Consider the following 20127-nt stretch of genomic DNA (forward strand, 5'->3'; position numbering starts at 1 on the left):
CCCTTACGCCGCCGCGGTGTCGTCCGCGGGCGGATATTCTTTCTTCAGGGCCTCGACAAGCGGGCCCATGCGGGTTCCGAGCGACCCCTTGATCATAACGACGTCACCGGGCCGGACGTCCCTCAAAATGACGTCTTCCAGATCTTTTGCGTCCTCGCTGTAATGGGACCGCAATTGCTGGGGCAGCCGTTGCCAGAGCGCGTGCATATGTGGGCCAGCGCAGTAGACCGCATCGATCTGCGCCTCGGTGATTGGAGCAAGCAGCTCCGCATGGAGCGTGTCCGCCTCCGCGCCCAGTTCGCGCATGTCGCCTATCACCGCGATCCTGCGGCCGGGCCGCGTTACCGGCGTCTCTCCGATCACGGAAATCGCGGCGCGCATGGAGGCGGGATTGGCGTTGTAACTCTCGTCCACCAGGTCGAATGCTCCACCGGACGTCATGAGCCGGCTGACTTCACCGCGCCCCTTCGGCGGCTTCATGCTGTCGAGAGCAAGACCGGCCTTCGCCAGGTCAGCGCCCACGTCGTGAACCGCGGTCAGAACCGCGAGACTGTTTTTCACCACATGTTTGCCGGGAGCCCCGACCTTGTAGGTAATCTCGGTTCCGAGAATGGACGCATCGACACTCGATCCGCCCGCGTAGCGGATGACGTTCTCCACGTGACTGTCCGCCGAAGGATCGAGGCCGAAGGTCTGAACCCTTGAAACGCCAGCGGTGGTGGCTAGAAAGCGCAGCAGATCGTATTGACGATTGTCCTTGTTCAGGATCGCGATACCGTCGGGTTCCAGACCTTCGAAAATTTCCGCCTTGGCCTGTGCGATCTTCTCGACCGAAGCGAAGAACTCCAGGTGAACCGGCTGCACCGTCGTGATGATCGCGACGTGGGGTCGGACCATCTTGACCAGCGGCGTGATCTCTCCGTGGTGGTTCATGCCGATTTCAAAGACACCGTATTCGGTATCGGCGGGCATGCGCGCCAGTGTCAGGGGGACACCCCAGTGATTGTTGAAAGAGGCGACCGACGCGTGCACCTTGCCGGACTGTTCCAGCGTCAGCCGAAGCGCTTCCTTGGTGCCGGTCTTGCCGACGGATCCGGTGACCGCAATGATCCGGGCATTTGTGCGTGCACGCGCTGCGATACCGAGCTGCCGCATCGCCTCCAAAGGGTCTGCAACAACGACATATCTTCCATCTTCCGGTAGCTCTGAAAGCTTGCTTTCGGCAACGACCGCGACGCCTGCGCCAGCTTCGAGCGCTGCGGCGACATAGTCGTGACCGTCGAAGCGGTCTCCCTTGATGGCAATGAACGCATCGCCCGCTTCCAGCGACCGGCTGTCGATTGAAATACCTGTTATCTCCGCATCGGCTTCACCCTTGATGCGGCCGCCAGCAGCCTCGGCAAATGCATCCAGTGTCCAGAGAGGGTCGCTCATGGTTCTCCTTGAAGGCTTATTGCACGCTGCACGGCATCGTGATCGGAAAAGGGAATCACTGTGTCGCCAACAATCTGGCCGGTTTCGTGGCCCTTTCCGGCAACACACAGGATATCGCCAGACTGAAGGCCCCGAACACCTTCGGCGATGGCTTCCATCCGATCGCCGATTTCCAGCGCATCGGGCGCGCCGGACATAACCGCGCTGCGAATGGAGGCAGGATCCTCGGATCTCGGGTTGTCGTCTGTCACAATGACCAGATCCGCGTGGCGGGAAGCAGCCTCGCCCATCAGCTTGCGCTTGCCGGGGTCCCGGTCTCCGCCGGCGCCAATGACGACGGCAAGCTTGCCGGTCGCAATCGGCCGGAGGGCGGCAAGCGCATTGTCGAGTGCGTCCGGCTTGTGCGCGTAATCGACAAACACCAGACCGCCGGCTTGCGTTCTGCCGGCCAGTTCCAGCCGCCCCGGCGCGCCCTTGAGGTTTTCAAGAGACCGCAGCACAAGCCCCATATCCGTTCCCGCAGCGACGGCCAGTCCTGCCGCGATCAACGCATTGGAGACCTGAAAACGGCCGATCAGGGGCAGTGTGACCCTGTATTCCCCGCGCTCCGTCTGGAGCGTCAGTTCCTGTCCGGCGCCTTCGGCTCGAAGGCCGGTCAATTTCAGATCCCGTCCCGTTTCCCCGACTTCGAAGACGGGCAAGCCGCGCTGCGTTGCGACATCCAGGACCCGGTCTGCATATTTTTCACCCGGATCGACAACGACCGTTCCACCGGAAGGCAACAGATCCTTAAACAGGCGGAGTTTGGCGCGCAGGTAGTCCTCGATGGTTGGATGGTAGTCCATGTGGTCGCGGCCCAGATTCGTGAAGGCCGCCGCCGTCAGGCGCACGCCATCCAGCCTGTACTGATCCAGCCCGTGCGACGAGGCTTCAAGGGCTGCATGATTGATCCCTTCCGCCTCCAATTCGCTCAGTTCCTTGTGGAGAGCCACGGGATCGGGGGTCGTCAAACCGCCATAGGTGACGCCATCGGGCTTGACGATGCCGAGCGTCCCGAGGCTTGCAGCCGGGTGGCCCGCCGCCTGAAAGATCTGGCGGACAAAATGCGCAACCGATGTCTTTCCGGCTGTGCCGGTAACCGCGACGATCACGTCCGGCTGCCGGCTGTAATATCTGGCTGCAAGACGTGCAAAGACCCTGCGGGGCTCTTCAGCGGTGATGACCGCCACGTCTCCGGCGACCTGTGCCTTGACAGCGTCCGCTGCTTCCCGGGCGCACAGAATCGCAACCGCTCCGGCTGCAACCGCATTCGGAACGAAACGTGTCCCGTCTACGGTCGAGCCCTTGAAGGCGGCAAACAGGTATCCGGGCTGCACGGACCTGCTGTCAGCCGTGAGCCCCGTAATTTCAAGACCTTTCGCCTGAACCGGCAAGGGAATGCCGTCGGCCAAATATTCAAGATCCATTGCACCTGATCGTTCGGTTTGTGCGTCGTCGTCTGAATGCGCTGGCACCGATTTCCGGCTGCGACCCCGCCGGTGCCTGACTTCCTTATGTCTCCTTAATAGGAAATCTCGATCGGTTCATCCCCCTTGCCGAAACGCGGCATCACACCGAGCATCGGGGCTGAACGCCTCACGATTGCGCCGACCGTCGGTGCCGCGTTCAATCCCGCAGTTGCACCGATGCCCTTGCGCTCTGGTTTGGGCTCGTCAATGACCACGAGAACAACATATCTCGGATCATCCATCGGAAAGGCCGACAGGAAGGAATTCCGCCGCTTGTTGCTGACATAGCGCCCGTTTTCAATCTTTTCCGCGGTGCCGGTTTTGCCGCCGACCGTGTATCCCGGAACGTCGGCACGGCGGCCGGACCCTGACAGGACATTGAGGCGGAACAGGTAGCGCATCATGCGGCTGACATCAGGCGAAATGACCTGTTTTCCAACTGCTTGCGCCTGTTCCTGAGACCGTGGAAGGAAGGTCGGCGGCAGCAGTTTTCCGCCGTTGACCACAGCCGCAGCGGCAACCGCCGTCTGCATCGGAGTGACTGAGAGGCCATGGCCAAAGGAGATTGTCATGGCAGCCAGTTCGTTCCACTTCGGAGGCAGGAGCGGCGCGGCGTTTTCGGGCAATTCCGTGGCAAGCCGCTTCGTCAGGTGAAGCCGTTCCAGGAATTCCTTCTGACGCGCAACCCCTGTCGCAAGCATCATCTTGGCCGTGCCGATATTGGACGAGTAGATGAAGATCTCGGGCACGGACAGGATCCGGTTTTTCCCGTGGAAATCCGAAATTGTCCGCCCTGCTGCACGAATCGGACGCGTTGCATCGAAGCTGTCATTGATGGAAACGGACCCGGAATCGAGTGCCATCGCGGTTGTGAACGCCTTGAACACCGAGCCCATCTCGAAGACACCGCCAGTCGCCCGGTTCAACCGGTCGCGCTCAAGGGCCTGCGCCCGGTCGTTCGGGTCGTAGTCCGGCAATGACGACATGGCGACGACTTCACCGGTCTTGGCATCCAGAACAATGCCGGCGGCCGCAATGGCACGGTACCGTTCCATTGCCTTGACCAGTTCGTCGCGAACCACGTGCTGAACACGCAGATCCACGGAAAGCCTGACCGGCTCCATCGACTTGTCCGATGCAAAGCCAAGTGACTGCAGGTCCGCCAGCCACTCGTCGTCGATATGCTTTTCGATCCCGGCGAGACCCTGATTGTCGACATTCACCGACCCGACAATGTGGCCGGCCGTCGGGCCACCCGGATAGAACCTTTGATTTTCCGACAGGAAACCGATGCCCGGCAGGCCAAGATTGTGGACTTCGTCTGCCTTTTGCGGTGTCATTTCCCGTTTCAGCCAGACGAAACCGGCACCGCTTTCGAGGCGGCGGCGCACCAGTTTCTCGTCCAGTTCCGGCAAGGCCCTGATCAGCCCCTCGACCGCTTCGTCGACGTCAATGATCCGGCGCGGCTCCGCGTAAAGCGACGCGGTCTTGATATCGGTTGCGAGGATCTCGCCATTCCGGTCGATCAGGTCCGGCCGGGATGCAGAGACAGAATCCTGCGCGGAGATCCAGGCATGCGACGGTGCTTCTTCCATTTGCGCCAGATGCACGAGCCGTCCGGCAATGGCGGCGTAGACACAGGCAAACGCCATCATGGCAACGATGACACGGGACCTGACGGCGCTGGAAGACACTGAACCGCGCACGCTCCTTGGGCTGGAACGCCTGACCTGAAGAAAACTTGCCGGTTCGCTTACGATCGTCATCAGGGCCCCCTACTGGATCGCAGCCGATGAGCCGGCATAGCCGCCCATCTGGTTGGAGCCGCCGATAGGCTCAAGCATGACGGGGCGCGCCGGAAGATCTTCGGGAACAACAATCTGCTTCACGTCAAGCGCATCCAGTTCGAGATAGGTGTTGTAGCGCTCGACGAGGCCCTGGAGACGGTCCGGTTTGTTCAAGAGGCTCCATTCGGCCTTCAGGTTCCGGATCGCGTTGCGCTCTTCGTCGATCTGCCGCTGCAAGTCCGCGACCTTCGCAGCCGACTTGGTCGCTGCAAGCTTCATATCGTAAACGGTTGCCGCACCGATCACGACGGCGAGAATGAACAGAATGTTCAGCGTGCGTACCATCGTCAGCCCCCAAGCCCCTGATATTCCGCAAGTCGCGGAACGCCGGCAGCATGCACATCCATGACGCGCGCGGGCGCGTCCGTGCGCCGCCCTGCCCTCAGCTTTGCCGAGCGCGACCTTGGATTACCTGCCGTCTCTTCTGCCTTTGCCTCAACCGCCTTGCGGGTCAGAAGCTCGAATGTTGCCGGCGGAACTTCTTCTTCCGGCATGTGGCGCGAACCGCCGCCGCGTGTTCTGGTCCTATCCTGGAAGAACCGCTTCACGATCCTGTCTTCCAGGGAGTGGAAACTCACCAGAACCAGGCGTCCGCCGGGCCGCAGGATGCGCTCCGCCGCGCCCAGCGCTTCGGCAGCCTGATGCAGTTCGCCGTTCACGTAGATCCGCAGTGCCTGGAACGTGCGGGTTGCCGGATGGATCTGAGCCTTCTTGGGCGACCGCCCAAGCACCTTCTCGATCAGGTCCGCCAGTTGAAGCGTTCTGTCGAACTGCTTTTCCTTACGCGCCGCATCAATGGCATGAGCAACGGAAGTCGCGCGTTTTTCCTCGCCCAGAAGACCGATGATACGGATGAGATCCCGGACCGGCAGTTCATTGACGACATCGGCAGCGGAAGGCCCTGCCTGCTCCATACGCATGTCCAACGGACCGTCACGCAGAAAGGAGAACCCGCGCTCGGCCTCATCCAGCTGCATCGAGGACACGCCAAGGTCTAGGACAACACCATCGACAGCGTCAAAGCCGCTGCTGCGCGCATGACTTTCAAGATCGGAAAACTGACCGGACACGAGCATCAGTGCGCCATCGCTGTCTTCTTCCAGCGCACGCCCTGCGGAAATCGCATCAGGGTCCCGGTCGATACCGACGACCCGCGCGCCTTTCGCCAGGATGGCACGCGTATAGCCGCCGGCCCCAAACGTGCCGTCAACGATAACCTCGCCCGGCTTGGGGTCGAGCCACTCAAGAACTTCACTCAGGAGAACCGGCACGTGACGCTCGGGTCCGCCAGCGGCAGAAGCAGCTTCCCTGTCGCCGAGCGCCATCATGACGGCTCTCCCTGTGAAGGCGCGGGGCTTTGCCCCGACAACATCGCGAGTGCGCGTCTTTGGGCCTCGGCGCGGTACTCGCGAAACTTTTCCGGCTCCCAGATCTGAAACTTGTAATTCAGCCCGACAAAGGTGACTTGGTCGGCGATCCCGGTGTGCTCCTTGATCATGTCGGAAATGGTCACGCGGCCATCCCCATCGATCTTAGGGTTTTCGCTCGCACCGAAAAGCGCGACCGCCAGGGCGTCATGATCCGGAGACAGTTTTGCAAACGCTTCTGAACGCTTGCTGATCTCAGCAAGAAGGTCGTTCCCGCCGGCATCGACGGCATCGCAATGCGCGGAGGTAATGCAGTAAAGCCCTTCAAATCCATCTCTCGCCAAGACCGCCCGGAAGGGTGCAGGGATCGACACGCGACCCTTGGCATCCAGCCGGTTGGTAAAGTGAGAAACAAATCCGGCCATAAATCCCCTTCAGACAGGTCCCCACCTGTCGAAATCCCCAAATCACCCATCGTTAGGAAACGGTCCACACGACCAAGGACATGCATTTTGCAAAACCGGCTACCACCGAGCCGTAAATCAATGCCCCGGACCGCGTTGATATGGGCCCGCATCCCCTGTTCTGGGTCTTTATGGGATACCATGGGAAAACATGGGCAGTCAATGGATTCCCATGGATTCTGGCTGGATTTGATCGCTCACGACCCCATCGCATGACGTTAATCGAAACATGCTTAATGAAGCCTTGACAGATTTGTAGAATCAGATTCGCAGGATTACGGAGGTTTTGTCTTTACCCCCACCTCAACCCGGCAAAAACTGCCGCCCGAAACCGCCCGTGTGAATGACCTGTGGAGAACAAAAACGCCGCGCAAATGCGCGGCGCCTTCACTGCGATGACACGACAGCAGATCAGCCAAGCAACTCGGAATTGCCGAGACTTTCCAGTTGGTCGGCAACGCCGCCCGGATCAGTGACAACGGTGTTCCAGTCAGCCGCGGTCAAGTTTGCAGCCGACAGATCTTCCGCCTGGACCCCTTCCAGAAGCAGACTGTGACCGCCATTGTTCTCGACCGTAATGTGAAGTCCTTCGGTGGTTTCCTTGAGAGAGACATCTGACGCTCCCAGGCTGCTGAAGTTCAAACTGTCCTCTGCCGGATTGAAGGCCTTGACGGCGAACTTCCGTCCCCAGTCCCAAGTGACCAGGACCGTGTCCGCACCGTCTTGCAGCACGATGTCGTCATCGGAAGCGGGAGGAACGACCGGCTGATCCGGTGCATCAGGTGTATCCGGTGTTTCCGGTGCCCCGGTCACAGCGCCGACGCCATCCCTTACCTGATCGCCGTCCGTCGTCGCGCCGGGAGGCGCCGCAGGGGTCAGGAGCGCGCTCCGCGACACCAGCGTGACATCGTTCTGATCGAAGCCGAAGGGCGCTTCCAGATTGTCCTCCATGACCTGGTCATGATGGAACTCGACATTTCCAGGGATGAGATCGGACTTTGAAACACCGGAGAAGACAAAACTCTGACCGCTCGGCAGGGAGCTGATCACCATGCCCTCCGGAGTATCCTCCACACTCAGACGCTCCCGCGTCCCGAAATAGAGGAAACTGATCTTCTGCGCCGCCGGGTCAAAGCCATCGATGACGTTGCGTGCGCCGTATTCGTGGGACCGGAGGTAGACGGTGTCGCCGTCGCGCGGGCCAACGCCGGTCTCCCAGGAAAGAATCCCGCCCAGGTCCTGACGCAGGTGCTCGTTGCCGACAATTCCGAAACTCTCGATCGACAGCTCCGAGAGTTGAACGCCCTGGAGGATCTGCATGTCCGGTCCCCAGGGGTTGTCGATCACCGGTTCGCCCGCAGGTGTCATCGTCAGGATCAGGCCATGAACCGATGCGTTGCCGAAATCGATCTCGTCGGCTGCCGGATCGAAGCCGATAATGTCGTCCGCGCCGAAATCCGCAGGCCACTTGACGCCGCCCAGCACGCTCGCGCCAGCCGGAACCGGCGGATTGGAGCCGTCGGTGTCGTAGACAACATCGAAGCCGCCCGCGCCGGGCGTTTCAACAGATTGGCCGAGGAGGGCTGCAACCTCATTCAGGGCGGATTCCTCGGCAACCATGAAATTGTTCATGGTGAGGTCCGAAGCATCTACACCGACAAGAACCGTCTCGCTGGCGATTTCTCCCGTCGGCGTGAGAACACGCACCGTCAGGCCGGCAGAAACATCTGCGATCGTTGACGGATACGCGGCGAACTCAAGCCGTTCCGCTATGATGCCGGCTTGCAGATGAAGCATGTCGGTGGCCGGATTGAAATCGTCGATCACACGTGAGGGGCTCTGCGGCATGATCATGATCATCTGAGGCCCGTCCGGAGTTCCGGGATCGACAGGATCTGTGGGGTCCGGATCAACGGGGGCAACGGGGCCCGAAGGATCCGCCGGGCCGCTGCCAACACCGGAGAGAATTTCCTGCCCCGTCGCATCGCTCATGATGGTGAAGTTGGCCGGGGAAAGATCATTCGGCGCAACACCTGCAAGTGTCAGCGTCTGATTGTTACTCGCCATCGTGAAAACGGTGTTGCCGCCAACTTCCGTCATTTCGATCGCTTCGGGTCCGAACCAGTCGATGAAAATCGTGTCGGTCTCATGGTCGAAATCCGAAATGGTCCGGTTCGTGCCCCACGCCCAGGTGATCACCACGCTGGCAGTCGCTGCCGTCACGCCGGCAGTGCCGTTCCAGCCGTCGGGCGCTGCCGGCGGCACGGGAGTAACGGGCGTATCCGGTTCGCCCGGTGTGTCGGGCTCATCGGGCACATCAGGTTCGGCCGGGGTATCCGGTTCATCGGGTATATCCGGCGTATCCGGTGTGTCGGGTACACTGGGGCCGTCGCCAACCAGAGCCAGAACCTTTGCTGCTGCCGTCGCGTCCAGGATGGTGAAATTCGCGCTGCTCAGATCGCTCAGCTGCACGCCGGCAAGTGTCGTGCTCTGGCTGTTGGCGGGAACTGCAAAGACGGCACCTTCAGACGTTTCGGAAACAACAAGATCCGCGGCCCCGATCCAGTCAATGAAGATCGTATTGTTTGCCGGATCGAAACCGGTCACGACCTCTTCCTGACCCCAGGCCCATGTAATGACCACGTCGGCATCGCTTTCCGAGACACCCGCGCCGCCATTGCTGCCCGGATCACCCGCGCACGGTGTTCCGCCCGGCGTCTCACCCGGTGTGCCAAGCCCCTCGTCGCCGGTGAGCCGGTCTTCGTAGAATGCGATCATCTGCTCGATAGTCGGCGCGGAATATCCGCCGAATTGATCGATATATTGAAGGATCGACGTTCCGTATTCGTCCGTGCTGACTGCCCCGCCCTGAAGGAGCGATGCCGTGCCCCAGGCACCGCGCAGGTGCGCCGCCGCCAGAATACCGGTCAGTGTCAGTTCCACCGTGACGGTCTGACCGTTTTGCGTGTAGCTGGCCGTTTGTCCGATGAAGTCGCTCAGCGACTGGCCGCTGCCCGCGAGCTGCGTTTCCAGAACCTCAAGATTGTAGCCGAAGGCTTCCTGGATCGCGACGGTCTGTGCGTCCTTGGTCGTGAAATCCTGAAGCGATGTCACGCCATTCTTGCCGGTCCAGGTGCCGTCCCAGGTGTTCGTGGCTGCCCCATTCCCGTAAAAGACGGTGTCATCGTAATATCCAAGGTCGATCAGCAGTGCTTCACCGAACTGGAAACCGACAAACCCGAGCGAGTTCATCGACTGGTACGCCATTGTTTCCCATTCGGCGTCTGTCAGTTGAGACCAACTGGTATATTGCGGAAAGCGGGTTTCAACACCACCTCCGGCCCACTGATCGAGCTGCCAGTCCTGAATGATGCCCGCATCGTAGCGGTCCCTGTCCCATCCCGATTCAAAGGCGAGCAATGCCGCCAGAAAATCCTCGAACGTGCCTGCCATCTTTCTCCCACCTGTATTGATTAAAACGAATCAAGACTAGGAAGGAAGAAAGTTTGCAACATGGACAAAACATTAAATGTTCAAGGCGATACAGTGACCGTCATGACACAATTTATTCAAATTTCAATTTGAAAATTTTCACGAATACATAAAACACTTAAGATAAGAATTTCTTCCATTCAAACAAAAAACTTTCGGACACACCGGCTACCCAGCGCGGTCAGGTCAGCAGAACCGCCTGCGGCGGAGCGTCTGCCTGGGCGTCTCTTGGAAACGCATCTTGTAGCCTTGCGAGAACCGGCCCGCGTGCCGATGCCCCGACATCTCGGCAATCTCTGAAACGGAGAGGCTTCCGCTATCCGACAGCAACAGGTGCCGCGCGAAATTGAACCGGATGTCCTGGAGCTTTTCCATCGGACTGCATCCCAGCTCCCGTTTGAAATGGATCTGCAGATTACGCGGGGTTGTCCCGGCGAAGGCACAGATGTCGAGCAGGCTGATGTCCTGATCGAACCTTTCGTTGATCAGGGCCATCGCTCTTTTCAGAATTGCCGGCGCAGTACCCGCTGCCGGTTCTTTGAAAAAGTGCGACGCCGTGTTCGCCTGGACTTCCAGCAGCGACGTCACAAGGGCTTCCTCCAGTTGCCGCTGGCAAGGGTCGTCCGGATGACGGAAAATCTGCCCCGACGCCGCCGCACCGAAAAGGCCACGCAAACGCCTTGTCCAAACGGCGATCGGTCCCCGGTTCATATGGAGCCCCGGCTTAAAACGGATCGCGTTCAGTCCGATCCCGGTCATCCGTGTGGCGATTTCGGCAACGTAGCTCCTTTCGATCTGCACCAGAACCTGCTCACAGCCCGCATGCCAGCGCATCGTGGTGTTTCTGTCGGGATTCAGGACCACGCCCGTGGAAGGCGACGACCAGACCGACCGGGTTCCGTTTTGAACGTCTGCCGTACCGGCAATCGGTATCTGGATCAGATAGAAATCCGACAATTCACCCGGATCAATGGTGACGTCCGCCCCGTAGCGAATGTAGTTCAGGGAAAGACGCTTGCCTTCGACCCTGTTCTGGCAGGCATTGAAACGGTCGCTTGCTGACATCCGCTCAAGCCTGTGACTGCAGAATTTGCGCGCGACGATTTCGCGCGCCTCGTCAACGTCGAACGTTTCGAAGCAGTTGAAGTCGCCAAGCGGCAAATTGCGCGCGGTCCGGAGCATGACAAATCATGCCGCCTGCTCGCGGTTCGATCAAGCATTCGAGCCGGTCAACGCGGCGAATTGGAGCAATGCGTCTGTTTTTTTCGCAATCTGGATAAAACAAACCGGTGTCCGCAGCTTAGCATTTTCCAACCGACAGATTGCTTCACGGAGGGGAACAACATGCAGAACGGCGCAGGCATCACATCCGCGGCCACCGGCCTGGACGACATCAGCTGGAACGTTGTCGGGCAGACCTACACACCCAAGATCCACAGCACCAACGCCTTCATCTGGCACGCCGTGGTTCCGGCGGAGAGTTTTGTCCCGCCGCATGTCCACCCGACCCAGGACGAGTGGATCGTCATGCTGAAAGGCGAGCTGGAGGTCGAAATGGGCGGCGAGACCCATGTGGCGAAAGCGGGCGACACGGTGCGCATGCCCATGGGCGAAGCGCACGGCATCTTCAACCGCTCCGGCGAGACCGCGACCTGTGTCTTCGGCGTTGCTCCGGCACGCAAGCTTTTCGACCTCTTTATTGCGCTCAACGGTGTGACCGACCCGCAGGAACTCGTTCGATTGTCGGCCCTGCACGAAGTCGACTTCCTCCCCCCGCCCGATCAGGCGTGAACGGATCGCAGGGTTTCAGGAGGATTTTGACATGACGAAACGGATGAACGTCGCGATTATCGGCGGCGGCGTGAGCGGTCTTGCCGCAGCAAAGGCGTTCGACGAGCGCGGTCACAGAGTGTTCGGCTTCGAGCGCAGTCACGATTTCGGCGGCGTGTGGGAACTGTCCAGGTCCTATCCCGGCGTCCAGACCCAGTCTCCGAAGGATCTTTACAGGTACACCGATCTTGCCATGCCGGACGACTATCCCGAATGGCCGAAGGGACCTCAGGTCCATGCCTATCTTCATAGCTATGCCGACAAGCACAAACTGGCGAGACTGTTTCAGCTGAACACCATTGTCCGTTCCATGGATCGCAGGAAGGACGGAGAGCCCGGCTGGACGCTCACGCTTGAGGCCGGCGGAATTGTGCGGACGCAGGACTTTGATTTCGTCGCCGTCTGCACCGGGCAGTTTTCGGACAAGAACATCATCACCCACCCCGGTCAGGATGACTTCGTGGCCTCAGGGCGAAAGGTCATGCACAGTTCGGAATACACCGACCCGGAAGCGGCAAAAGGCAAGCATGTCGTTGTGCTGGGAGGCTCAAAATCGGCCACAGACATTGCCGTGAATGCCGCCGCAAGCGGAGCCAGATCGGTGACACTGGTCTACCGGGAGCCCGTCTGGCGGGTGCCGTATTTCGTCGGCGGCATCAATTTCAAACGGCTCCTCTACATGCGCGCGCAGGAACAGCAGTTCAACAGTTGGGGTCGCTCCCCGCTCGGCAAGGCGCTCTTCGCCGCCTTCAAGCCATTGATCTGGGCCAACTTCCGCGGTCTTGAAACCCTGCTCAAACTGCAGCTTGGCCTCAAGAAATGGGACATGGTGCCAGACGCACCGATCGAGAAGGAAGCGTCCTGTTCACTGCCCATCGTCACCCCGGGCCTGTTCGAGGGCTTCAGGGACGGCTCGATCAAGCCTGTCAGGGGAACCTTTGAGCGGTACGAGGAGGGCAACGTTGTCCTGACGAACGGCGACAAGGTGCCCTGCGACCTGTCGGTCCTCGCGGTTGGCTGGAAGCTCGGCGTGCCCTACCTGGCACAAGAATTTCAGGACAAGCTGATCGAGCCCGACGGTCAGTACCGTGTTTACAGGCTGGCGGTGAACCCCGACTTGCCTGACATGGGTTTCGTCGGCTTCAATTCCAGTTTCTGTACGATGCTCTCGGCCGAGATGATCGCAAACTGGCTGGTTCGGTATGCGGACGGCAAACTGGCCAAACAGCCCAGCGCGGCAGAGATGACACAGGATATTGAAGCGATGCTTGAATGGCGTCGCAAGGAACGGCCCGCCGCCAAGGTCTATGGCGGATTGTGCTCCGCGCCGTTTCATTTCCGGCATTTCGACGAACTGCTGGCGGATATGGGAGCCGGAAAGACCAAACGCTCGAACCCGTTTGCAGAACAGTTTTCCTATCCGGATGCCGATGCTTATGGAGAATTCCTAGCGAGCACGCCGCAATACGTGGCGGGATAAAAGGAGGCCCGGCGCATAAGAACAAGAACCTGCGAACGAAGTAGGGTTTCTCAAGTAACGCAGGCGACTTTCTAGCGCTGTTGCTTTTCGCGAGTGCCGGGCTGCATGTCTCCGGCGTTCGCCAATTCGTTCGGAATGACGACCGGTGACACGGCCCAGATAAGTTTGCAGACACGGTCGCTGCGATTGCGTGCGTGATGTGGAATGCGCGCGTCGAAACTGTAACTGTCGCCTTCACGCAGGGTGATCACTTCCTCGGCAATCTGGATCTCCAGCTCTCCTTCGATCACAAGGCCATGCTGCTCGCCGTCATGGCGTTGCAACCGGTTGCTGGGCGTTTCGGAATTCGGCTTATAGACCGCCAGTCCCATATAGAATTCACCGCCGACGGAACTTGACAGAAGCGAGTCTGCATACCCCAGCTCGGATGCATCTTGTCCGTAAAGCGCATTCAGGTTTCTGCGGTTCTGCGAACGCACGACATAGGCACGCTCCATCGGGCCTTCACCGGGACGCCTGGCGAAAAACCAGTCCGGGGACACCGAAAGTGCAGCCGACAACCTTTCCAGCATGTCCATCGACGGATTGGAAGCGCCGCGCTCAATCGCACTGAGATGACTAAGCGAAATCCCGCTGGCGCTGCTCAGGTCTTTCAAGGTCATTTGCCGCGCCTTGCGAAGCTGGCGAACTTCCGATCCCAGGGACAGCAGGTTTTCAGCCAATGACACCACGTTGCCGCTGTCAGCCATGCATGCGCCTCATCCTTTGAACTTAAGAATTCTGCTCAAGGTACCGGACCAGAAAAATTTTTCAACAACGCGCTCAAAAAAGAATTTTTGCAAATAATTCTTTTTTGAGCGTAATATAATACTCAAGTCGCCACTCACTACAAAAACCAGGCGTCCTTGTTTCCATTCCGGAGGGTGAAAAAAGTCATGAATGATTCGAAACTGGCACACCTGAAATCACATGCCGCATCAGGTGTTTCCCGCCGCGATTTCATGCGTACGGCCGTTGGTGCAGGCGTGTCCGTCACGCTTGCCGGTGGACTGTGGTCCGAAGCCCGCGCTGCTACGGCAGCAAAGGGTGGCACACTCAAAGCCGGCGCAGATGGCGGCGCAACAACGGACACGTTCAACCCGATTGAGATGAACGGAGCTGACCATCCCACGCTTTCCATCCTCTCAAGCTTCGACACGCTGACAGAGATCGATGACACCGGGGCGCCGCGCCCCAGCCTCGCTGAAAGCTGGGAGAGCAATCCGGACGGCACATGGGCCTTCAAACTGCGCAAGGGCGTCGAGTTTCATGATGGCAAGAGCCTGACTGCAGACGACGTGGTCTGGTCGCTTCAGCAGCATTTGAACAAGGACAATCGCGTCGCCGAGGCGCAGCAAATCGTCCAGAACTTCGAAGAATTGCGTGCCGACGGCCCTGATACGGTTTTGATCAAGCAGCGGGAAGTCAACTTCGACCTGCCGTCTCATCTTTCCTCTTATGCGATGATCATCGGCAAGCAAGGCAATGAAGATTGGGCATCGGGTGTTGGCACGGGCCCATATGTCAAGGAAGACTGGCAGCCGGGTGTCCAGTATCTCGGGCGCAAATTCGCCAATTTCTACCGGGACGATCAAGGCTATTTCGACGAAGTGGAACTGCTGAACATCACAGATCCCGGGTCGCGTATGTCGGGTCTCTTGTCCGGAACACTGCATGCGATCGGGTCCCCGGAAACGAAGACCGCCAACCGGCTTGCCCAGGCACCGGGCTTTGAACTCGTCCAGGTCCCGGCAACACAGCACTTTACCTGCGACATGCGTGCGGACATGGAACCGTTCACGGATCCGCATCTTCGGCAGGCGGTCAAGTGGGGCATCAATCGTCAGGAAATCGTCGACAAGGTGTTGAACGGTTTTGGAACCATCGGCAACGACCTTCCGATCAGCCGCGGACAGCAGTTCTACAATGATCAACTCGAGCATCGTGAATTTGATCCGGACAAGGCCCGTTTCCACTTGAAACAGGCCGGCCTGGACAGCGCTGACCTGACACTGGCAACCAGCGACGGTGCTTTTGGCGGTGCGGTGGATGCTGCGGTGCTCATGCAGAACTCCATGGCGAATGCCGGCATGACCGTTCAGGTCGATCGCCGTCCGGCTGATGGCTATTGGTCGGAGGTCTGGCTCAAGGTGCCCTGGTGCATGGTCTACTGGAACGGACGCCCGACGGTGGACTGGATGCTGAGTTCCACTTACACCTCGGACAGCGCATGGAACTCCAGCGCGTTTCGCAATGAAACCTTTGACAACCTGCTCATTGCCGCTCGGTCCGAGGCAAACGAGACCAAGCGCCGAGACATGTATTTCGAGGCCCAGCGGATCTTCTGGGAAGAAAGCGGCACTGCCGTTCTTGCTTTTGCCAATATCCTGATCGGGCAATCCGACAAGCTTGGACACGGCCCGGTCGGTGTCACCCGCAGAATGGACGATAGCCGTCTGCCGCGCCGATGGTGGTTTAAATCCTAGCGTTGACCGCGGACGGTCAAAACGGGGCACTTTTATCGGGTGCCCCGGCATCTGAATCAGGTTTCAGGTCAGCATGAACAAGCATTTGTCCGGTGTTCAGAAAGTTCAGGAAACAGAACACCTGTGGGTTCCCATGCCCGATGGCATCCGCCTTGCGGTACGGCTCTGGTTGCCTGTCGGCGCCGCGGAACAGCCGGTTCCAGCCATTGTCGAAACCATACCCTACCGCAAGCACGACATGGTTCGCGCTCGTGACGAGCGCAATCATCCCTTCTTCGCACAGCATGGCTACGCCTGTCTCAGGGTGGACATGCGCGGCTCGGGCGACAGTGAAGGCGAAATGCCGGATATGTACCGCGAGGAAGAGCTTGCCGACGCACGCCACGTGATCGACTGGATCTCAGAACAGCCGTGGTGCAATGGCCGTGTCGGTATGTTCGGAACCTCCTGGGGAGGCACGGCAAGTTTGCAGGCAAGCATCAGTGCCCCATCCGCATTGAGGGCCGTCATCGCCGTCTGTGCAACGCACGATCGATATGAAGACGACATTCACCACAAGGGCGGCTTGCTGCTTACCGACACCTTCGAGTGGGGAGCAACGCTCCCGGCGATACTCGCCTCTCCGCCTTCCGAACAGGTCGGGCCGGATTGGATGGAACGTTGGAAGACCAGGCTGGAAACCCTCTCCTTCCCGGTCGAAAACTGGGTCGGCGAAGAAGCACGCGGCACCTACTGGCGGCACGGCTCTATCAAGCATCAAACGGACCACATATCTTGCCCCGTCCTCGCCGTTGGCGGCTGGTCGGACCGCTATTCGAACTCGGTCATGTCGCTGGTGGATGCAAGGTCCGATCTGGTCTGGGGGATCGTCGGCCCCTGGGGACACCACTATCCGGACCAGGGGCACCCCGGACCCGGGATCGGATTTCAGCACCTGGCTCTGCGCTGGTGGGATAATTGGCTCAAGGAGGAAACGGTTCCGGATTGGCCGCGACTACGGGTATGGCTGCGCGAGTTCGAAGACCCTGCGGATGCGATCGATGTGCGAAAAGGCCGATGGATGGAAAGCGGACCTGCCAGCCGGAACACGACGAACAGACGACTGTTCCTGTCTTCAACCGGATTGGCAGACACGCCATCAAAAACAGATTTCGATCTCAAGCACGACCTGGGCGTGGGTCAGGCGTCCGGCGACACCGGGTATTTCGGACGCTTTGGCGGCCTGCCGCTGGACCAGTCGGAAGAGGATGCACGAACACTTGCCCTCGACAGCCTTCCCCTGGAAAGCGACGTCGTCCTCTTCGGAGGTGCAAAGGTAATCCTCACGGTGTCTGCGGAGCAGGCTCGCAGCCAGCTTTGCCTGCGGCTCTGCGATGTCGCCCCGGACGGACGCTCGAACCGGGTTGCGCTGACCGTGCGCAATCTCGCATTGGACGATGCGCTTGATGAACCGGACAATTGCTTCGCAAACGAACCCCGGCAGGTGGAGATCCGGTTTCATACCAAGGCGTATCGTTTCGCCAGGGGGCATAGAATCCGGCTTTCCATTGGGACTTCCTACTGGCCGCTGATCTGGACGCCACCCGAATTGACTGACATCCGGATAACGGACGGTTACGTCGATCTCCCCTGCCATGAAGGTGAAATCGCAGCGTTGCGAATGCCGCTGCCGGAACCGCTCGATCTGCCTGCCGAAAAGACACATCAGGTTCTCGCCGCGCCGCGTCTTTCACGGTACAGGCGCATCGACGGAGACGGCAGTGTGGTCTCCGGTTGGCACCAGGGTGAAACCGCAGTCCACCACCCTGCGATCGGGACGACATTCGCTTACGAAACCTGCGGCGAAATGCAGCTGCAGCCGGAAAATCCGCTGTCTGCATCCTGCGACTTCAAACACATGATGCGTTTCGAACGGCCGGACGGCATCGCGCGCATTGAGACCGCCCTGCGGACCAGGTGCACCCGGAGCTTCTTCCTGCTTGATGGTACCCTGACAGTGCACTGGAACGGATCCCCGTTCCACGAAACCTCGTGGAAACGCTCCATACCGCGAAACCATTCCTGACCTGCAAGCCTCCCTGCGCACCAGGAAGGGGAAATGTGCCAGCCGGCCTGTAAGCCGGGTTCTGTATGGCCCGCCGAAACGGGCGCGACAGCCATTCATCTGGGATGTCCGTTGCCGGACACCTCTCGCAACCAACCCGGACAGCTGGTCTGGAAACCGGCCTGTGCCGGGATCGCTCCCGGCCTATGCTGTCCCTATTCGGTCTTGCTCCCGGTGGGGTTTACCGTGCCGCCGCTGTTACCAGAAGCGCGGTGGGCTCTTACTCCACCCTTTCACCCTTACCCCGGCACGCCGGGGCGGTTTGCTTTCTGTGGCACTTTCCCTGAGGTTGCCCTCGCCGGGTGTTACCCGGCACCGTGTTTCCATGGAGCCCGGACTTTCCTCTCCCGCGGCCTTTCGGCGTTTGCGGCAGCGGCTGTCCGGCCGACTGGCGCTAGCGGCTTAAGTGGCTTTCGGTTGAAGGTCAAGCGAGCGAGCCCGCCATATCGCCGCTTTGTCGGATGATCCCGTTCTTTCAGTCCGGTTTTCCAGATCTGGCTGCAGCTTCGTGAACGGCAGATCCTTGCCGGCACCGCGAGACGGCTCCGCTTCCAGTGTGTCTCGTGTTGCCGGTCCATCTGCCAAACGGGACACCTGTCCAGATGACCGAACTTTTCACGTTTCGGTGAACCTTTCTGCAAAGGCCGGATTTCTGCGGGTTTTCTGTTCAACTTAATTTTTGACTACTCAGTACAGAATGCCTATATGCCGTTTGCAAGAAACTGGCAGGACGGGTGTTGGACACCCTCAAAATGGAGACCAAACATGACGGAATTCACGCTTCACACGCAGGAAACAGCACCTGAAGACAGCCGTCCGCTTCTGGACAATTCGCTCAAGGCCTTCGGCATGATCCCGAACCTTCACGCTGTCATGGCAGAGTCGCCGCAACACCTTGAAGCCTATCAAAAGCTTCATGAACTGTTTCAGCAGACGAGCCTGTCGGTTGTTGAACAGACTGTTGTCTGGATGACGATCAACGTGGAACACGCGTGTCACTACTGCGTGCCGGCGCACACAGCGATCGCGCATATGCAGAAGGTCAATGACGGGGTTATCGAAGCCCTGAGAAATGCGGCCCCGCTCGAGGACGACAAGCTTGAGGCGCTGCGGCAGTTCACGCTGAAAGTCGTGCGCCAGCGCGGTGTCGTCTCCGACGCCGACGTCAGCGCGTTCCTTTCAGCAGGCTATTCGAAACGTCAGGTTCTCGACATCATTCTTGGCGTTGCCCAGAAAGTCATGTCTAATTACGTGAACCACCTGGCCGATACTCCGGTTGATGCACCATTCAGGAAATTCGACTGGAAACCGGAAGTGGCCGCAGCAGAATGAACGAACGGGCTCCGGCACAGGACTGCCGGGGCCCGTCCGCACACAGAGGCAAGATGGCAGGACGCCCGAAAAAATTCGATATGGAACAGGCCCTCGATGCATTCGTCGACGTGTTCTGGACGAAAGGCTATCAGGGAACCTCCGTGGACGACCTGCAGAACGCTGCCGGTATCAAGCGCGGCAGTTTCTATGCCGCGTTCGGCTGCAAGGACGACGTGTTCAACTCCGTGCTTGAGAAATACTGGAATGAAGCCACCGCACTGGGTTTGAAGCAGATGGACGCGGAAGCGGATCCGCTGAAGGCGGTTGCCGCCCTTGTGCGCCATGTCGGCATCTTCATGACGAAAAACACCCCGCGAGGCTGTCTGTTGCTGACTTCTTCCGGCGCATTGCTCAACGAGAAAGGCGACGGCGACAACCCCGTGCGTGCACGCATGAACACGCTTGAACGCAGGATCCACGATGCGCTGACGCGAGAGAGCGGTCTCGGGAACGAAGCAAAGGCACGGGAAGTCACCGCGTTCGCGCTGGCCTGCCTGCTCGGGCTGAACGCGCTGGCCCGTAACGGTCAGGATCACGGCAAGATACTTGCGGCCGCGAACCATGCCGCCGACTGCATCGAAAACAGTCCCGACTGAATTCGGACTTCAACAGCCGGCACGCCGGCCGGGCCGCTCCGTAAAAATGCCGCGTCGCACAATATTCGTTTCTCATCAGCCCTGGCAGACGCTAGTCTCCGCACTG

15 protein-coding genes and 1 other RNA gene are annotated in these 20127 nt (G+C 59.5%); 6 read left to right on the top strand and 10 right to left on the bottom strand.

From position 1 onward, the window contains the following. Positions 1 to 3 precede the first annotated feature (3 nt). The 8 genes from RBB49_RS11745 to RBB49_RS11780 form a co-directional block, all read right to left on the bottom strand. Positions 4 to 1434, bottom strand: coding sequence for a UDP-N-acetylmuramoylalanyl-D-glutamyl-2,6-diaminopimelate--D-alanyl-D-alanine ligase (locus tag RBB49_RS11745; RefSeq protein WP_306142975.1), 1431 nt, complete (start codon positions 1432 to 1434; stop codon positions 4 to 6). Beyond that, positions 1431 to 2900 carry a UDP-N-acetylmuramoyl-L-alanyl-D-glutamate--2,6-diaminopimelate ligase gene (locus RBB49_RS11750; protein WP_306142976.1) on the bottom strand — a complete coding sequence of 490 codons (1470 nt, stop codon included), beginning with the start codon at positions 2898 to 2900 and terminating at the stop codon, positions 1431 to 1433. Before RBB49_RS11750 ends, RBB49_RS11745 begins: the two co-directional genes overlap by 4 nt. 95 nt (positions 2901 to 2995) lie before the next feature. Beyond that, the gene (locus tag RBB49_RS11755) at positions 2996 to 4708 is read right to left on the bottom strand and encodes a penicillin-binding protein 2 (RefSeq protein ID WP_306142977.1); all 1713 of its coding nucleotides are present in this window, start codon (positions 4706 to 4708) and stop codon (positions 2996 to 2998) included. A 9-nt stretch (positions 4709 to 4717) separates the two neighbouring features. Next, a complete protein-coding gene (locus tag RBB49_RS11760; protein ID WP_306142978.1) occupies positions 4718 to 5074 on the bottom strand; it encodes a hypothetical protein in 357 nt (118 codons plus the stop codon). A 2-nt stretch (positions 5075 to 5076) separates the two neighbouring features. Further along, positions 5077 to 6117, bottom strand: a complete 1041-nt coding sequence (rsmH, locus tag RBB49_RS11765; RefSeq protein WP_306142979.1) for a 16S rRNA (cytosine(1402)-N(4))-methyltransferase RsmH — start codon at positions 6115 to 6117, stop codon at positions 5077 to 5079. After that, positions 6114 to 6581 carry a division/cell wall cluster transcriptional repressor MraZ gene (locus RBB49_RS11770; protein WP_306142980.1) on the bottom strand — a complete coding sequence of 156 codons (468 nt, stop codon included), beginning with the start codon at positions 6579 to 6581 and terminating at the stop codon, positions 6114 to 6116. Before RBB49_RS11770 ends, rsmH begins: the two co-directional genes overlap by 4 nt. 450 nt (positions 6582 to 7031) lie before the next feature. Then, complete coding sequence (locus tag RBB49_RS11775) at positions 7032 to 10073, bottom strand: hypothetical protein (RefSeq protein WP_306142981.1); 3042 nt, start codon at positions 10071 to 10073, stop codon at positions 7032 to 7034. 225 nt (positions 10074 to 10298) lie between these two features. After that, the gene (locus tag RBB49_RS11780; protein ID WP_306142982.1) at positions 10299 to 11294 is read right to left on the bottom strand and encodes an AraC family transcriptional regulator; all 996 of its coding nucleotides are present in this window, start codon (positions 11292 to 11294) and stop codon (positions 10299 to 10301) included. 162 nt (positions 11295 to 11456) lie between these two features. Here RBB49_RS11780 and RBB49_RS11785 point away from each other — a divergent pair, with 162 nt between their 5' ends. Continuing rightward, positions 11457 to 11903, top strand: a complete 447-nt coding sequence (locus RBB49_RS11785) for a cupin domain-containing protein (RefSeq protein WP_306142983.1) — start codon at positions 11457 to 11459, stop codon at positions 11901 to 11903. A gap of 31 nt (positions 11904 to 11934) precedes the next feature. Next, positions 11935 to 13422: an NAD(P)/FAD-dependent oxidoreductase gene (locus RBB49_RS11790; protein WP_306142984.1), complete on the top strand. Its 1488-nt coding sequence runs from the start codon at positions 11935 to 11937 to the stop codon at positions 13420 to 13422. A gap of 71 nt (positions 13423 to 13493) precedes the next feature. On the opposite strand, the gene RBB49_RS11795 is transcribed toward RBB49_RS11790, so the two are convergent. Continuing rightward, complete coding sequence (locus RBB49_RS11795) at positions 13494 to 14171, bottom strand: helix-turn-helix domain-containing protein (RefSeq protein ID WP_306142985.1); 678 nt, start codon at positions 14169 to 14171, stop codon at positions 13494 to 13496. A gap of 186 nt (positions 14172 to 14357) precedes the next feature. Here RBB49_RS11795 and RBB49_RS11800 point away from each other — a divergent pair, with 186 nt between their 5' ends. Together RBB49_RS11800 and RBB49_RS11805 are read left to right on the top strand one after the other, a co-directional pair. Further along, positions 14358 to 15947 carry an ABC transporter substrate-binding protein gene (locus RBB49_RS11800; protein WP_306142986.1) on the top strand — a complete coding sequence of 530 codons (1590 nt, stop codon included), beginning with the start codon at positions 14358 to 14360 and terminating at the stop codon, positions 15945 to 15947. 73 nt (positions 15948 to 16020) lie between these two features. After that, positions 16021 to 18012 carry a CocE/NonD family hydrolase gene (locus RBB49_RS11805; RefSeq protein WP_306142987.1) on the top strand — a complete coding sequence of 664 codons (1992 nt, stop codon included), beginning with the start codon at positions 16021 to 16023 and terminating at the stop codon, positions 18010 to 18012. Between the two features lie 34 nt (positions 18013 to 18046). On the opposite strand, the gene rnpB is transcribed toward RBB49_RS11805, so the two are convergent. After that, positions 18047 to 18443: RNase P RNA component class A (gene rnpB / locus RBB49_RS11810), an RNA gene on the bottom strand. 373 nt (positions 18444 to 18816) lie between these two features. Between rnpB and RBB49_RS11815 the strand changes: the two genes are divergently transcribed. After that, entirely contained in the window at positions 18817 to 19383 is a 567-nt protein-coding gene (locus tag RBB49_RS11815) for a carboxymuconolactone decarboxylase family protein (protein ID WP_306142988.1), read from the top strand. After that, positions 19380 to 20021 (top strand): TetR/AcrR family transcriptional regulator, encoded by a 642-nt coding sequence (locus RBB49_RS11820; protein WP_306142989.1) that lies wholly within the window; start codon positions 19380 to 19382, stop codon positions 20019 to 20021. The genes RBB49_RS11815 and RBB49_RS11820 overlap by 4 nt, the downstream gene beginning before the upstream one ends. Positions 20022 to 20127 lie beyond the last annotated feature (106 nt).

Source organism: Roseibium sp. MMSF_3412, assembly GCF_030733265.1.
In the GTDB taxonomy this organism is placed as follows: Bacteria; Pseudomonadota; Alphaproteobacteria; order Rhizobiales; family Stappiaceae; genus Roseibium.

What these genes read in the sequence shown, in the direction of transcription:
- RBB49_RS11755 (WP_306142977.1), bottom strand. Translation starts at nt 4,708, where the DNA reads ATGACGATCGTAAGCGAACCGGCAAGTTTTCTTCAGGTCAGGCGTTCC.
- RBB49_RS11800 (WP_306142986.1), top strand. Translation starts at nt 14,358, where the DNA reads ATGAATGATTCGAAACTGGCACACCTGAAATCACATGCCGCATCAGGT.
- RBB49_RS11815 (WP_306142988.1), top strand. Translation starts at nt 18,817, where the DNA reads ATGACGGAATTCACGCTTCACACGCAGGAAACAGCACCTGAAGACAGC.
- RBB49_RS11820 (WP_306142989.1), top strand. Translation starts at nt 19,380, where the DNA reads ATGAACGAACGGGCTCCGGCACAGGACTGCCGGGGCCCGTCCGCACAC.
- rsmH (WP_306142979.1), bottom strand. Translation starts at nt 6,117, where the DNA reads ATGATGGCGCTCGGCGACAGGGAAGCTGCTTCTGCCGCTGGCGGACCC.
- RBB49_RS11750 (WP_306142976.1), bottom strand. Translation starts at nt 2,900, where the DNA reads ATGGATCTTGAATATTTGGCCGACGGCATTCCCTTGCCGGTTCAGGCG.
- RBB49_RS11775 (WP_306142981.1), bottom strand. Translation starts at nt 10,073, where the DNA reads ATGGCAGGCACGTTCGAGGATTTTCTGGCGGCATTGCTCGCCTTTGAA.
- RBB49_RS11795 (WP_306142985.1), bottom strand. Translation starts at nt 14,171, where the DNA reads ATGGCTGACAGCGGCAACGTGGTGTCATTGGCTGAAAACCTGCTGTCC.
- RBB49_RS11785 (WP_306142983.1), top strand. Translation starts at nt 11,457, where the DNA reads ATGCAGAACGGCGCAGGCATCACATCCGCGGCCACCGGCCTGGACGAC.
- RBB49_RS11780 (WP_306142982.1), bottom strand. Translation starts at nt 11,294, where the DNA reads ATGCTCCGGACCGCGCGCAATTTGCCGCTTGGCGACTTCAACTGCTTC.
- RBB49_RS11760 (WP_306142978.1), bottom strand. Translation starts at nt 5,074, where the DNA reads ATGGTACGCACGCTGAACATTCTGTTCATTCTCGCCGTCGTGATCGGT.
- RBB49_RS11770 (WP_306142980.1), bottom strand. Translation starts at nt 6,581, where the DNA reads ATGGCCGGATTTGTTTCTCACTTTACCAACCGGCTGGATGCCAAGGGT.
- RBB49_RS11745 (WP_306142975.1), bottom strand. Translation starts at nt 1,434, where the DNA reads ATGAGCGACCCTCTCTGGACACTGGATGCATTTGCCGAGGCTGCTGGC.
- RBB49_RS11790 (WP_306142984.1), top strand. Translation starts at nt 11,935, where the DNA reads ATGACGAAACGGATGAACGTCGCGATTATCGGCGGCGGCGTGAGCGGT.
- RBB49_RS11805 (WP_306142987.1), top strand. Translation starts at nt 16,021, where the DNA reads ATGAACAAGCATTTGTCCGGTGTTCAGAAAGTTCAGGAAACAGAACAC.